This is a genomic window from Pseudonocardia benzenivorans CB1190, assembly GCF_000196675.2.
GTDB classification, from domain to species: domain Bacteria; phylum Actinomycetota; class Actinomycetes; order Mycobacteriales; family Pseudonocardiaceae; genus Pseudonocardia; species Pseudonocardia benzenivorans.
The window spans coordinates 3,202,406-3,216,047 of sequence record NC_015312.1 but is presented as its reverse complement, the minus strand read 5'-3'; the positions used below and the strand labels follow the sequence as shown (position 1 = coordinate 3,216,047).

Genomic DNA, 13,642 nt, shown 5'->3' with positions numbered 1-13,642 from the left:
AACGTCGCACTCGCGCGTCAAGCCGGGCGGCCCGGGAGTGACGATCGGCTCCCGCCACGCCCGCAATGCGGTGTTTACAGTGACGGCCGTGCCCCCGTCCGCCGTCCCCCCGCCGCGCCTGCGCGCCGACGCCTGCCCCGGCGTCCTCGCCCCGCACGACGCGGCCGACGGCGCGCTCGCCCGGATCCGGCTGCCGGGCGGGGTGCTCACCGCGGCCGCGGCGCGCGCCGTCGCCGACTGCGCGGCGCACCACGGCGACGGCGCGGCGCACCTGACCTCGCGCGGGAACCTGCAGCTGCGCGCCCTGCGGCGCGACGACCCCGACGCCCTGTCCGTGCTGGTCGGCGCGGGTCTGGTGCCGTCGCGGACGCACGAGCGGGTGCGCAACGTCCTGGCCTCGCCGCTGTCGGGCATCGCGGGCGGGCTCGCCGACGTCCGTGGCCTCGCGGCGCGGCTGGACGCCGCGATCTGTGCCGCCCCCGCACTCGCCGGCCTGTCCGGGCGGTTCCTGTTCGCTCTCGACGACGGCCGTGGTGACGTCGCCGCCGAGTCCCCCGATCTGTGCTGGCAGGCCCGGACGTCGACGACCGGGGTGCTGCTCGTCGCCGGCACGCCGGTCGGGGCCGTCGCACTCGCCGACGCCGTGGACGTGCTGGTCAGCGCGGCGGAGACGTTCCTCGCGCTCAGCAGTGCGCAGTGGCGCGCCGCCGAGGTGCCCGACGCCCCCGCCCGGCTCGCCGCCGCCCTCGGGCTTCCCGACCGCGCGCTTCCCGCTCGCCCGCTTCCCGCTCGCCCGCTTCCCGACGCGAACGAACGGCACAGTGACGCCACTGAGTTGCGCGACGGTGCCGTTCGTTCGCCGGAGGTCGGCGAGGTGCTGCGCGACGACGGTGCGCGGGCGCTGGTCGTCGCGCCGGTGCTCGGCGAGCTCTCCGCCGACGACCTCCGGCTGCTCGCCCGGCTGTCGCCGCAGGTGCAGGTCACACCGTGGCGGACGATCGTGCTGCCCACCGCCGAGGGTGCCGACCTCCTGGCCGCAGCCGGGTTCGCCGTCGAGGCCGGCTCCCCCGCCACGCTGGTCAGCGCGTGCGCGGGCGCGCCGGGGTGTGCGAAGTCGCTGGCCGACGTCCGCGTCGACGCCCGGACGTTGATCGCCTCCGCCTCGGCCACGGGTCGAACCCATGTCGTCGGCTGCGAGCGCCGCTGCGGCGCCCCCCACGGGACCCACGTCGAACTCGTCGCGCAGGCCGACGGCAGCTACGCCCACGGCATCTCCGGAAGGACCGCATGACCAGCACCTACATCCGCGACGGCGCCGAGATCTACCGGCAGTCGTTCGCGACGATCCGCGCCGAGGCCGACCTCTCCCGGCTGCCGGCCGACGTCGCACCGGTCGCGGTGCGCATGATCCACGCGTGCGGGCAGGTCGATCTCGTCGATGACATCGCGGCGTCCCCGGGCGTCGTCGCCGCTGCTCGCGCCGCGTTGCGCGCCGGCGCGCCGATCCTGTGCGACGCGATGATGGTCGCGGCCGGGGTCACCCGGGCCCGGCTCCCCCGCGACAACGCCGTGCTGTGCACCCTGCGCGATGAGCGCGTCCCCCAGCTCGCCCGCGAGCTGGGCAACACCCGGTCCGCGGCGGCGCTGGAGCTGTGGCGCCCGCACCTCGACGGCGCCGTCGTCGCGATCGGGAACGCGCCGACGGCGTTGTTCCATCTGCTCGACATGATCGACGACGGGGCGCCGCGGCCGGCGGCGGTCCTCGGCATCCCCGTCGGCTTCATCGGCGCGGCCGAGTCGAAGCAGGCCCTGGCCGCGCGCACCGACGTCGAGCACCTCGTGGTGCACGGGCGCCGCGGCGGCTCGGCGATCACCGCGGCCGCGCTCAACGCGCTCGCGAGCGAACAGGAGTGAGTGTGCCGGGCACGTTGTACGGGGTGGGCGTCGGACCCGGCGATCCCGAGCTGGTGACGGTGAAGGCCGCGCGGCTGATCGGTGCCGCCGAGGTCGTCGCCTACCACGCGGCGCGACACGGCCGGTCCATCGCGCGCCGCATCGCCGAGCCGTACCTGCGCGGCGACCAGATCGAGGAGGCGCTGGTCTACCCCGTGACGACGGAGACCACCGACCACCCGGGCGGCTACCAGGGCGCCATCGACGAGTTCTACGCCGCCGCGGCCGAGAGGCTGGCCGCGCACCTGGACGCGGGCCGCGACGTCGTGCTGCTCGCCGAGGGCGATCCGCTCTTCTACGGCTCCTACATGCACATGCACAAGCGGCTCACCCCGCGGTTCCGCGCGGTCGTCGTCCCGGGCGTGACGTCGGTGAGCGCGGCGTCGGCAGCACTGGGCCGGCCGCTCGTGGAACGCGACGAGGTGCTGACCGTCCTGCCCGGCACGCTGCCCCGCGACGAGCTGGCCCGCCGCCTCGCCGCCACCGACTCGGCCGCGGTGCTGAAGCTCGGCCGGACGTTCGACGACGTCCGCGGCGCCCTGGCCGACGCGGGCCGGCTCGCCGACGCACTCTACGTCGAGCGCGCGACGACCGACGGCCAGCGCACCGCGGACCTGGCCGACGTCGACCCCGCCGAGGTCCCGTACTTCTCGATCGCGCTGGTCCCGGGCCGGGTGGCGTCGAGCCTGCCGCCGGGACGGCCCGGAGAGGTCGTCGCGGCCGCCGAACCCGCCGTCGTCGCGGCCACCGAACCCGCGGCGGAGCCCGCAGGGTTCGGCGAGGTCGTCGTCGTCGGGACCGGGCCCGCCGGGCGCGACTGGCTCACCCCGCAGACCGCGGCCGCCCTCGCCGAGGCCGACGACCTCGTCGGATACGGCCCCTACCTCGACCGGGTCGCGCCGAACCCGCGGCAGACCCGGCACGCGTCGGACAACCGCGTCGAGGCGGAGCGGGCCGCCCTCGCCCTGGACCTCGCCGCCGCGGGGCGGCGGGTGGCCGTCGTGTCCGCCGGGGATCCCGGGGTGTTCGCGATGGCCGCCGCGGTGCTCGAGGTCGCGAGCGGACCGAAGTACTCCGACGTGCCCGTCCGCGTCCTGCCGGGGATGTCGGCGGCGCAGGCCGTCGCCGCCGCCGTCGGGGCCCCCCTGGGGCACGACCACGCGCTGATCTCGCTGTCGGATCGGCTCAAGCCGTGGGAGGTCGTCACCGAGCGGCTGGTCGCCGCGGCGCGCGCCGACCTCGTCATCGCGATCTACAACCCGCGCTCGAAGGCCCGCCCGTGGCAGCTCGGCGCGGCCCGCGACGTCCTGCTGGAGCACCGCGCCGCCGACACCCCCGTCGTGCTGGGGCGCGACGTCGGCGGGGCGGGCGAACGGATCGTCGTGACCACGCTCGCGGCGCTCGACCCCGCCGACGTCGACATGCGGACGCTGGTGATCGTCGGATCATCGGCGACGCGGGTCGTGCACCGCGGCGCCGGGACGACCGTGTTCACCCCGCGCCACTACGGCCGCTGACCCGCGCAACCCCAGCGTCCGCCGGCAGCGCTCCCGCGACGGAGAGGTTGCGCCCTACCCACCGGGCGCAACCTCACGGTCCCCCGGGGGCGCCGGGACGACGGAGAGGTTGCGGCCGACCTGGGGCGCGCAACCTCACGGTTCTCACGGGGCGCCGGGACGACAGTGGGGTTGCGGCCGGGCGGGGGTGTCAGGTCTGCAGGAGGTTCTGGGTCCAGGTGACGGCGTCCTCGACGCTCTCCGCCCGCTCCACCCCCGGGCCCGTCGGCAGCGGCGGGCGGCGCTGCACGACGACGGGGATCCCGGCGTCCCGCGCCGCGATCAGCTTCGCGGCCGTCATGATCCCACCGCTGTCCTTGGTGACGACGACGTCGATCCGATGCCGTTCCAGCAGGTCGCGCTCGCCGTCGACGGTGAACGGGCCGCGGGCGAGCAGCACCTCCGCGTGCCGCGGCACGGGCGGCTCGGGCGGGTCGACGGTGCGGACGAGGAACCACAGGTCCAGGTCGGCGAACACCGCGAGGTCCTGGCGGCCCGTGGTCAGGAACACCCGCCCGCCCAGCTCGGGCAGCAGCCGGGCGGCGGCGTCGAGGGAGGGCACCCAGTGCCAGCGGTCGCCGGGGCCGGCGGTCCAGCCGGGCCGGCTCAGCACGAGCAGCGGCGTCCCGGTTGCGGCGCAGGCCCGGACGGCGTGCGCGGTGATGCGGGCCGCGAAGGGGTGGGTGGCGTCGACGACGGCGTCGACCCGGTTGTCGCGCAGCCACTGCACGAGACCGGTCGTCCCGCCGAACCCGCCGATGCGCACCTCGCCCGCCGGCAACGACGGCGCCTTCACCCGCCCGGCGAGCGAGGACACCACACGCAGCCCGGGAGTGCCGGCGAGGGCGCCGGCCAGCCGCCGGGCCTCGCCGGTGCCGCCGAGGAGGAGCACCGTGCTCAGGATCGGCCTCAGGACCGGCACCGCCCGTCGGAGTACAGGTGCGAGTCGGGGAACTGCTCGGCACCCAGCGCCGGCCCGACGATGACGACCGCCGTCCGCTCGATACCCGCCTCGCGCACGGCCGCGGCGATGCCGTCGAGCCGCCCACGCAGCACGACCTGGTGCTCCCGGCTCGCGTGCGCGACGACGGCGGCCGGGCAGTCCCCGCCGTAGGCGTCGAGCAACTCCTTCACGACCTCCTCGATGCGGTGCACCGCGAGGTGCGCGACGACCGTCCCGGCGGCCCGGGTCAGCGCGCCGAGGCCCTCACCCTCGGGCATCGCGGTCGCGCGGGCCGCGATCCGGGTGAGGGTCACCGTCTGCGCGACCGTCGGCACGGTGAGCTCACGGCGCAGCGCGGCCGCCGCCGCGGCGTAGGCGGGGACGCCCGGGCAGACGTCGTAGGGGATGGCCAGCGCGTCGAGCCGGCGCATCTGCTCGGCCATCGCCGAGAACACCGACGGGTCCCCCGACGCCAGGCGCGCCACGTCGAGGCCGTGGGAGTGGGCGCGGGCCATCTCGTCGACGATCTCGGTGAGCGTCAGCAGCGCCGTGTCGACCAGCCGGGCCCCCGGCGGGCAGAACTCCAGCATCTCCGGCGGGACGAGGCTGCCCGCATACAGGCACACCGGGGAGGCGGCGAGGAGGTCGCGCCCGCGCAGCGTCAGCAGGTCGGGGGCGCCGGGACCGGCGCCGATGAAGTGGACGGTCACGGTGTCACGCTCCAGATCGTCACCGGCATAGCCGGGCGCCAGCCGGTGAAGCCGCCGACCGCACCCGCGCGGGCGACCGACAGCCGGGTCAGGGTGCCACCGAGGCGGGCGTGAGCGGCGGCGAGGACCGCCTCGCCCTCGACGGTCACGGCGTTGGCGACGAGTCGGCCCCCGGGCCGCAGCGCGTCCAGGCAGGCGTCGAGCACGCCCTCGCCGGTGACCCCGCCGCCGATGAACACCGCGTCCGGGGTGGGCAGGTCGGTCAGCGCCGCGGGCGCGCGGCCCGGGACGACCCGCAGGCCGGGGACGCCGAGCGCGTCGGCGTTGCGGGAGATCGCGGCGACGCGGTCGAGGTGCGACTCGACGGCCACGGCGCGGCACGCCGAGTGGGCGCGCATCCACTCGATGGCGATGCTGCCGGCACCGGCGCCGACGTCCCACAACAGCTCACCGGCCCGCGGGGCGAGCATCGCGACGGTGACCGCGCGCACCTCGCGCTTGGTGAGCTGACCGTCGTGGTCGTAGGCCTCGTCGGGCAGACCGGGCACCTCACCGAGGACGCGTGCGTCGGGGCCGGGCTCGCAGGACACGGCGACGAGGTTGAGCGCGTCGCCGGGCGGGTGCGGCCAGTCCGACGCGAGCCCGGCGAGCAGCCGCTCCCCCGGGCCCCCGAGCTGTTCGAGCAGCGCGATCGCGCTGGGCCCCCAGCCGTCGGCGTCGAGCAGGGCGGCGATCTCACCGGGCGACTCGGCACCGGAGGACAGCACGATCACCCGCCTGCCCGGGGCCAGCGCCCGGCGCACCCGCGCCAGCGGCCTGCCGACGACGCTGACGACGTCGACCTCCTCGGCGGGCCAGCCGAGTCGCGCACACGCCAACGCGACCGACGACGGCGCCGGCAGCACCCGCAGCCGCTCGGGCGACAGCAGCCGGGCCAGGGTCGCGCCGATGCCGAAGAACATGGGATCGCCGCTGGCCAGTACGCACACGGCGCGGTCGGCCAGCTCGTCGAACAGGCCGGGTAGCGCGGGGGTCATGGGGGTGGGCCACGGGCGTCGTGGGGGGATCCGGGGGTCGTCGGGGAGCAGGGCGAGCTGGCGGGGGCCCCCGAGCACCACCTCGGCCCGTTGGACGGCCTCGCGGGCGGACGTACCGAGCCCGTCCCACCCGTCGGCACCGATCCCGACGACCGTCACTCGTCCGTCGGTGCCCATCGCCCGTCCATCCGCTGCCGTCCTCCTGGCCGTCCCGTGCCCCGGCAACGCTAATCGTCCCCGGCCGGGGGTGGTGGTGAGGCCCGCCACCCGCCCCCGGAAGCCGAGCCGGGGGCGCTGGTAAAGGATTGGTCAGCAGTTCCCCATTCATCTGTCTGCCCGATTCTCACCCCGAATCACCTTGAGGTGCTTGCCACCCGATTCTGTCGCGTCTATTTCTGCCCCCTTGTCCGAAGAAGGGGCAGAATCACGACGAAACCGGCCAGAGCCGTTTCTCACCCGAAAGCCACGAATCTCCGGGGACAACGCAAAGGGACAGCAAACTTGAGGGTGCACTTACTCATGCGAAGGTAAAGACCTCGGCGCGGGCGAATCGCGCGAACTACCCACCGCGGACCAAACAGGCTGGTCAGCCGCCTCTAGCGCAGTTCCGGTCCGATGTCACGCACCCGGACCCCGCATTCACGACGCGGCCTCCGAATTCCCCGAGCCCCTATTCGCCGCATTCCCGGAGCGGGCGAACGACGCCGCCGGGAACTGTGGCCGTTCCCCGATCCCCGGCCCGGCCGCCGGCCATAGCTTTGTCGTCAACACCGGGACACACGGACCGGGACGCGACACCGCAACGACGTCCACGACCACGCACCACCCACACATTCGGAGCACACGATGGCCACCTCGCTTCTCGACCTGCTGATGAGCCTGCTGAACGACCCGGCCGAGAAGGCCGCCTTCCAGGCCGACCCCGCCGGCTTCCTGCAGAACTGCGGCCTGACCAACCTCAGCGCCGAGGACATCCACGACGCGATCCAGCTCGCCGGCGACGACGAGTCGCACCACAGCGGCCACGGCCACCTGCCCCCGCCGCCGCCCGTGCACCACGCGCACGGCGAGACTCCGCACGAGGCCGCGGTCAAGTACCTGAACAACTACGTCACCAACAACTACGTGTCGGTCGACGCCCGCGAGACCTACATCGACAACTCCGTCCACCAGGACATCGACGCCTCGCACGGCGGCCACGTCTTCGCGCCGGTCGACGTCACGAACGTCAACGCCACGGGCGACCACTCCGCTGCCGTCGGCGGCGACAACAACGGCCAGATCGCCACGGGCGACGGCGCGGTCGCCGGCAACGGCAACCAGGTGGCCGAGGGCAACACCGACAGCGCGGTGAACTTCGGCGCCGGCGGCTCCGCGGTCAACAACCACGGCGCGACCGCGTCCGACGGCGGCGCGATCTCCGGCACGGGCGCCGCCACCGGCGGCGACCACACCGACAGCCACGACGCGCTGACCAACTTCGGGTCGGGCTCGGTCGCGAACGACGGCGGCCAGGCCAACCAGCTCAACAGCAACAACACGACCGACACGGGGCACAACACCACCGACACCGGTCACAACACCTCGACGACCACCAACACCACGACCAACACGGCCGACAGCCACGACAGCACCGACAGCCACGACCACCTGCTGTCGGACAACAACCTGGACCTGGCGTCGCACAACACCGACACCACGACGACCGACTCGCACGACCACCTGCACGACGTGCACCTCCACACCTGATCTCCCGCCACCAGCCCGAAGGCCCGGCCCCGCTCCCGCGGGGGCCGGGCCTTCGGCATCGACGGGCCGGGCTCGCTCCCGCGGGGGCCGGGCCTTCGGCATCGACGGGCCGGGCTCGGCGGGATCAGGCAGGGCGCAGATGCACGTAGTGCTTGGGGCGCAACCGCATCGCGTGCACGACGGTCCCGTCGGGCTCGGCGACGACCTCCAGCAGGTCGCGGGCGTCGGTCACCCCGATGTAGAGGGTCCGCTCCCCCTGGGCCACCACGCGCAGCGGCGTCGCGACGACGGCGCGGATGTCGGGCTCGGGGACGCCGTGCTTGAGCGCGCCCCGGGTGACCTGCACGCCGTCAGTCTATGGCCGCCCGCGACGGCGGAGCCGTCACCGGTTCGCGCAGCACCGCCAGCAGCTCGGCCTCCAGCGCCGCGGCGGTGGGCGTCGCGAGCATCCGGACCTCCCGCGGGCGGGGCAGGTCGATCTCCACGACGCGGCGCACCGTCGCGGGCCGCGGACCCAGCACGACGACCCGGTCGGAGAGGAACACCGCCTCGCGGATGTCGTGGGTGATCAGCAGGACCGTCCAGCCGTAGCGGGCCCGCATGACCTCCAGCCACTCCTGCATCGAGGTGCGGGTCAACGAGTCCAGGGCCCCGAAGGGCTCGTCGAGCAGCAGGACGTCGCGGGCCTGCACGACGGTGCGCAGCAGTGCCGCCCGCTGGCGCATCCCACCCGAGAGCTCCGAGGGCCGCGCGTTCTCGAAACCCGCCAGGCCGAACGGCTCGAACAGCGGTGCGGCGCGCTCGCGCGCGGCCCGCTTGCCCAGCCCGCCGACCTCCAGGCCGAGCGCCGCGTTGTCGAGGACCGTCCGCCACGGGAACAGCAGGTCCTTCTGCGGCATGTAGGCGAACGTCGACCCCGACGCGGGGGCGCCGTCGACCAGCACGCTGCCCGCGGCGGGTTCGACGAGCCCGGCGAGCACGTTGAACAACGTGCTCTTGCCGCACCCGCTCGGGCCGATCACCGACACGAGCTCACCGGGCCGGGCGTCGAGCCGGACGCCGTCGAGCACCTCGCGGTCGCCGAACCGGACGACGAGGTCGCGCACCCGCACCTCACGCACGGCGGCGCTCCGCCGCGTACCACGGCATCACCAGCCGTTGGACGGCGTAGGTGAGCCCGAACAGCGCGACGCTGATCACCGCCGTGATGATCACCGCCGCGAGCACGAGGTCGGTGCGGAACGAGTTCTTCTGCAGGTTCATGAAGATGCCCAGCCCCGCCCGGGCGCCGACGTACTCGGCGAACACCGCGCCCGTCACGGCGTAGGTGATGCCGATGCGCAGCGACGTGAAGAACGACGGCATCGCGGCGGGCAGCCGCAGGTAGCGGAACTCCCGCCAGCGGCCCGCGCCCATGCTGCGCACCAGGTTCGTCGCCTCGCGCTCGACCGAGGAGAAGCCCTCGATCAGCCCGATCGCGACCGGGAAGAACGTCACCAGCGCGATGACGACGACCTTGGGCAGCAGTCCGAACCCGAACCAGATGATCAGCAACGGCGCGATCGCGATGATCGGGATGGTCTGGGAGGCCACCAGCAGCGGCAACAGCGCCTGCCGCAGCCACGGCGAGAAGTCGACGACGACGGCCAGCACCCACGCGACGGCCAGCGACACCGCGAACCCGACCGCGGTGACCTGCAGCGTCGGCACGGTGTTGGTCCACAGCGCGTCGCGGAACAGCCAGCCCTGCTCGACGACGCGCAGCGGCGACGGCAGCACCTGCGGCCGCACCGCGAACGCCGTGACCGCCCACTGCCACGCGGCCACCAGCACCGCGACGACCACCAGCGCCGGCAGCACCCGGCGCAGCCGGCCACGGGACGGGGTGGCCGCGTCGCGCGGCGGCTCCGGCGCGGCGGGCCTGCGTACCGCCGGTGTGCTCAGCCGGACGCTCACGACGACGTCGCCTGGTACTTGTCGGTGAACCACGTCGCGAAGTCGGGGCGGGTGGTCAGCGGCTTGCCCGCCGCGTCGACGAGGGCACCGGAGTCGAAGAGGAACCCGGAGAAGCCGGACCACTGCGCGAGCGTCTGGGTGCCGACGCGACCCGACGGGTCCTTCATGAACTGCTGCGCGAGCATCTGCTGGCTGCGGTTCACCAGCTCCGGGTCGGTGAACGCGCCCGGGTTGGCGTCCATCAGCAGCTTCGCGGCGGTCGCGGGGTCGTCGGCGGCGAGCTGGTAACCGCGCTGCACCGCCTGCACGAACTTCGTCGCGACGTCGGGATGCGCGGCGAGCCAGCCGGCGTTGCCCTCCAGCAGCACGCCGTAGGCGTCGGGAAAGCCGTAGTCGGTGTAGGCGAAGGTCTTGAGCGGCTCGTTGCGCAGCTGCGCCTCGATGCCCTCCCAGGCCACGAACGGCTCGGTGAAGTCGACCTGCCCGGAGTAGAGCGCCTCGTAGGCCGACGTCCCGAGCACGACGGTGCTGAACGTGCCCTTGCCGCCCGCGTCCTTGATGACGGCGCTCATCTTCGGGACCTCGCCCGGGTCGCCGAACCCGCCGTAGACCTTGCCGTCGAGGTCCTTCGGCGACGTGATGTCGGTCCGGTCGGCGCGGACGGCGATGTCGGATCCCCAGTGCTGCAGGATCGCGAGCACCGAGACGATGTCGGCGCCCGCGGCCTTGGAGAAGGTGAACGAGTTCTGGAAGCCGATCCCGAACTCGGCGGCGCCCGACCCGACCAGCGTGTCCGGCGACGTGCTGTTGTAGGGCAGGATCTGCACGTCGAGGCCCGCGTCGCGGAACCAACCCTCCTGCTGGGCGACGAACAGGCCGGTGTGGTTCGTGTTCGGGGTCCAGTCGAGCGCGACGCGGATCGTCGTCGCCCCGGCGGGAGCGCCGGAGCCGGAGCAGCCGGCGAGTGCGAAGGCGAGTACTGCGACCAGAGCCGCGAGTACCCGGCGAGAAGCCGTACGGACGTGCATGTGCACCGTCTTCCTCCCTACGCCGGTGCTAACCGGGTCAGGTGATAACGGTCGACGGCCGGTCCTGCCGCCCTCTCAGCCTCGGTACGCGAGTGCTCCCGTGGGGTGTGGACACGATACGTGCCGCGCCGTGGCGGCAACCAGCCGAGTGGCGCAGGTCGCTCCCCGCGCGGTGCGCGGCCGGGTCAGGAGATGTCGGCGCGCCGGTGGCGCGGCGACGCCGGCGGGTCCCCGGGGCCCTCGTCGCCGGAGGACCCGTCGTCGTGGCGCGTCCGGCCGTGCCGCGGCGCACCCGCCGCCGGCCGGGCGTCGCCGGAGCGGCGGGCCCGGGAGTGCCGTGGCAGCGGGAGGTCACCGGTGATCCAGCTCAGCGGCCCGGTCGCGTCGTCGCGGCGGTGCCTGCGGCCCGTGGGCGCGTCGGGGGCGGCACCCGCGCCGTCGTCGCGCTGCGCCGGCAGGTCGCCCTCACCGCGGGCGGCCGCCCACTGCGCGTCGCGGCGGCCGACGCCCTCGACCACCGCGGCGGCGTGCGCCTCGGCGGTCAGCCCCGCCCGGACCGCGGCACCGGCCAGGAACCGGCCGGCCTCCTCGACGTCCGTGCGGTACCGCTCGGCGAGGATCCCCGTCGCGTGGGCCAGCGGCAGGCCGGCCTCCAGCGCGGCCGTCGAGCGGGCGACGGCGGCGGTCAGGGTGCGGAACGACCGGGCGTCGGCCAGCCGTGCGGACAGCACCTCGACCAAGGGCCGCACGGTCTCGGCGAGCTCGGCGGGCACCGGCCGGTACCCCGTGCCGAGCAGCTGCAGCGCACCGGCGGGACGCCCGTCGAGCAGCAGCGGCACCGTCACCGCGCTGGCCAGACCGGTCTCGGCGGCGACCGCCGCGACCTCGACGGTGTCCGCGCGGGTGAGATCCGCCGTCGCCACGACCCGGCCGGTGCGGATCGCCTCGTGCGCCGGTCCCGCCGACCGGGAGTGCTGCAGCTCGCCCAGCCGCATCGCCGCCGCGTCGGACGCGAACACCGGGCCCGCGAGCGGGTCAGGCGCATGCCGCAGCACGACGACCGCGCCCGCGACACCCACTGCCATCGGCAGGGCCCGGCACACCCCCGCGACGACCGCTCCGACATCGAGCTGCGCTGCCGGCGTCCGCGCCACCTGGAGCGCCAGACCGACGAGCGCCGGGTCGTTCGCGAGCACTGCCACCGTCCTTCCGCCGACCGCGCCGCACGGGCACGTCGTGTGCGCGGCAGTCAACCATCAGTCACCGCAGCCCCCGACACGGACCATGGGCGCGATACCGATCGGGGTAGTGTGCTCGCCCGATGGCCGCACCGTCCACGACCGACGCACCTCGCGCTGGCGAGTTCACACGGCGTCCTCAGCTCGCACACAGCTTCGCAGACCACCCTCAGGTCCTGTGCTGCGATCGCTCTCCCCAACCGGCTCGCGGACCCCACATCACGGCGGCCCGATCGTGAGCGCCGCCCCGGCGCGTACGCCACACCTGTACCCCGTCGACCTGGTCCGTGTCTTCACCTTCGCGTGCGTCATCGCGGTGCACACGATCTCGACGACGACGCCGCAGGACAGCGTCCGTGCGGGCGGTCTCGTCGTGCTGCTGCACTTCACCCGGGAGGCGTTCTTCGCGCTGACCGCGTTCGTGCTCATGCACCGCTACCGCGACGACCGGCCCCGGCCGGTGCACTTCTGGCGACGACGCTTCCTGCTCGTCGGGGTGCCCTACGTCGTGTGGTCGGTGATCTACACCGGCCTCGGGCTCGTCACGGCGCCGGCGCCGCCGCTGCAGGCGCTGGCGGGCCTCGGCCACGCGCTCGTCACCGGGACGGCCTGGTACCACCTGTACTTCCTGCTCGTGTCGCTGCAGTTCTACCTGGTCTTCCCGCTGTTCCGGAAGCTGCTGCTGGCCACCCGGGGCCACCACGGGCTGCTGCTGCTCGGGAGCGCGGCGCTGCAGGTCGTCACCGACCTGTGGCTGCACGTCCCGGCGCCCGGACCGGCCGAGACCGCGCTCATGCCCTACGCGATGTCGTCGCTGCTGAGCTACCAGTTCTTCGTCGTCTTCGGCGGGGTCGTCGGCATGCACCTGCCGGCCGTGGACGCCTGGATCCGGCGGCATCTGCCCGTCGTCCTCGCGGCCCCCGTCGTCACCTGCGCGGCCGTCGAGCTGTGGTACCGGCACTCGATCACCGGCGGCGCGACGGCCCAGTTCGCGGCCGACGTCTTCCAGCCGGTCATCGTCCCGTGGACGGTCTCGGTGATGGCCGCCGTCTGGGGCCTCGGGACGTTGTGGGCCGACCGCCGCGACCGCTGGCGTGGCTCCCGCCTGGTCGAGGCCGCCTCGACCCGCTCGTTCGGCGTCTTCCTCGTGCACCCCGCGATCCTGTGGGTGCTGACGACGATCCCCGACGCCCCCGCGGCGCACCTGCAGCGGCCGTGGGAGACCGTCGTGACGTACGTCGTCACGATCGCCGCCGCATTGACGTTCGTCGAGCTCGTCCGGCGCACCCCGCTGCGGCTCGCGCTCACCGGCAAACCGCAGCGCGCGGCGCGGCGGGCGCCCGCGGCGCAACGAGCCGGTGTCGCCGCCCCCGGCGAGCGGGCGGCCCTCCCGGGCGACCGGGGCCCCGCACTCGGCACGCCCCGGGCGGCCGGGGGCACGTCCGGCTGAGCGGCCGTGTGTGCGACAACGC

13 protein-coding genes are annotated in these 13,642 nt (G+C 74.5%); 5 read left to right on the top strand and 8 right to left on the bottom strand.

The genetic code is table 11. From position 1 onward, the window contains the following. The first annotated feature begins 88 nt into the window (after nt 1–88). The 3 genes from PSED_RS15225 to PSED_RS15215 are packed head-to-tail and all read left to right on the top strand — an operon-like array spanning nt 89 to nt 3,470. Nucleotides 89–1,291, top strand: a complete 1,203-nt coding sequence (locus tag PSED_RS15225; RefSeq protein WP_041761296.1) for a hypothetical protein — start codon at nt 89–91, stop codon at nt 1,289–1,291. Further along, nucleotides 1,288–1,914 carry a precorrin-8X methylmutase gene (locus PSED_RS15220; protein ID WP_013675143.1) on the top strand — a complete coding sequence of 209 codons (627 nt, stop codon included), beginning with the start codon at nt 1,288–1,290 and terminating at the stop codon, nt 1,912–1,914. The genes PSED_RS15225 and PSED_RS15220 overlap by 4 nt, the downstream gene beginning before the upstream one ends. A 2-nt stretch (nt 1,915–1,916) precedes the next feature. Beyond that, nucleotides 1,917–3,470 (top strand): precorrin-2 C(20)-methyltransferase, encoded by a 1,554-nt coding sequence (locus tag PSED_RS15215; RefSeq protein ID WP_013675142.1) that lies wholly within the window; start codon nt 1,917–1,919, stop codon nt 3,468–3,470. Between the two features lie 190 nt (nt 3,471–3,660). Here the strand turns inward: PSED_RS15215 and PSED_RS15210 are convergent, their stop codons facing one another. Genes PSED_RS15210 through PSED_RS15200 form a run of 3 tightly spaced genes read right to left on the bottom strand, consistent with a single transcriptional unit; the run spans nt 3,661 to nt 6,376 of the window. Continuing rightward, nucleotides 3,661–4,401, bottom strand: a complete 741-nt coding sequence (locus PSED_RS15210; RefSeq protein WP_041761295.1) for a cobalt-precorrin-6A reductase — start codon at nt 4,399–4,401, stop codon at nt 3,661–3,663. 17 nt (nt 4,402–4,418) lie between these two features. After that, nucleotides 4,419–5,162, bottom strand: coding sequence for a precorrin-4 C(11)-methyltransferase (gene cobM, locus PSED_RS15205; RefSeq protein ID WP_013675140.1), 744 nt, complete (start codon nt 5,160–5,162; stop codon nt 4,419–4,421). Further along, nucleotides 5,159–6,376, bottom strand: a complete 1,218-nt coding sequence (locus tag PSED_RS15200; protein WP_013675139.1) for a bifunctional cobalt-precorrin-7 (C(5))-methyltransferase/cobalt-precorrin-6B (C(15))-methyltransferase — start codon at nt 6,374–6,376, stop codon at nt 5,159–5,161. Before PSED_RS15200 ends, cobM begins: the two co-directional genes overlap by 4 nt. Nucleotides 6,377–7,045: 669 nt before the next feature. Here PSED_RS15200 and PSED_RS15195 point away from each other — a divergent pair. Beyond that, nucleotides 7,046–7,948 (top strand): IniB N-terminal domain-containing protein, encoded by a 903-nt coding sequence (locus tag PSED_RS15195; protein ID WP_013675138.1) that lies wholly within the window; start codon nt 7,046–7,048, stop codon nt 7,946–7,948. A 124-nt stretch (nt 7,949–8,072) separates the two neighbouring features. On the opposite strand, the gene PSED_RS15190 is transcribed toward PSED_RS15195, so the two are convergent. From PSED_RS15190 to PSED_RS15170, 5 genes are all read right to left on the bottom strand, one after another. Continuing rightward, the gene (locus tag PSED_RS15190; RefSeq protein WP_013675137.1) at nt 8,073–8,294 is read right to left on the bottom strand and encodes a hypothetical protein; all 222 of its coding nucleotides are present in this window, start codon (nt 8,292–8,294) and stop codon (nt 8,073–8,075) included. A 4-nt stretch (nt 8,295–8,298) separates the two neighbouring features. Beyond that, nucleotides 8,299–9,069 carry an ABC transporter ATP-binding protein gene (locus PSED_RS15185; RefSeq protein WP_013675136.1) on the bottom strand — a complete coding sequence of 257 codons (771 nt, stop codon included), beginning with the start codon at nt 9,067–9,069 and terminating at the stop codon, nt 8,299–8,301. Continuing rightward, the gene (locus PSED_RS15180; RefSeq protein ID WP_013675135.1) at nt 9,062–9,904 is read right to left on the bottom strand and encodes an ABC transporter permease; all 843 of its coding nucleotides are present in this window, start codon (nt 9,902–9,904) and stop codon (nt 9,062–9,064) included. The genes PSED_RS15185 and PSED_RS15180 overlap by 8 nt, the downstream gene beginning before the upstream one ends. Beyond that, complete coding sequence (locus PSED_RS15175) at nt 9,901–10,932, bottom strand: ABC transporter substrate-binding protein (RefSeq protein WP_013675134.1); 1,032 nt, start codon at nt 10,930–10,932, stop codon at nt 9,901–9,903. Before PSED_RS15175 ends, PSED_RS15180 begins: the two co-directional genes overlap by 4 nt. Before the next feature lie 185 nt (nt 10,933–11,117). Then, nucleotides 11,118–12,134 carry a GAF domain-containing protein gene (locus PSED_RS15170; protein WP_143770485.1) on the bottom strand — a complete coding sequence of 339 codons (1,017 nt, stop codon included), beginning with the start codon at nt 12,132–12,134 and terminating at the stop codon, nt 11,118–11,120. A gap of 271 nt (nt 12,135–12,405) precedes the next feature. On the opposite strand from PSED_RS15170, the gene PSED_RS15165 reads away from it, so the two are divergent. Continuing rightward, nucleotides 12,406–13,620 (top strand): acyltransferase, encoded by a 1,215-nt coding sequence (locus PSED_RS15165; RefSeq protein ID WP_013675132.1) that lies wholly within the window; start codon nt 12,406–12,408, stop codon nt 13,618–13,620. Nucleotides 13,621–13,642: the final 22 nt, after the last annotated feature.

Excerpts from the sequence above, each read along its gene's own strand:
- PSED_RS15220 (WP_013675143.1), top strand. The coding sequence starts at position 1,288 with ATGACCAGCACCTACATCCGCGACGGCGCCGAGATCTACCGGCAGTCG.
- PSED_RS15200 (WP_013675139.1), bottom strand. The coding sequence starts at position 6,376 with ATGGGCACCGACGGACGAGTGACGGTCGTCGGGATCGGTGCCGACGGG.
- PSED_RS15195 (WP_013675138.1), top strand. The coding sequence starts at position 7,046 with ATGGCCACCTCGCTTCTCGACCTGCTGATGAGCCTGCTGAACGACCCG.
- PSED_RS15175 (WP_013675134.1), bottom strand. The coding sequence starts at position 10,932 with ATGCACGTCCGTACGGCTTCTCGCCGGGTACTCGCGGCTCTGGTCGCA.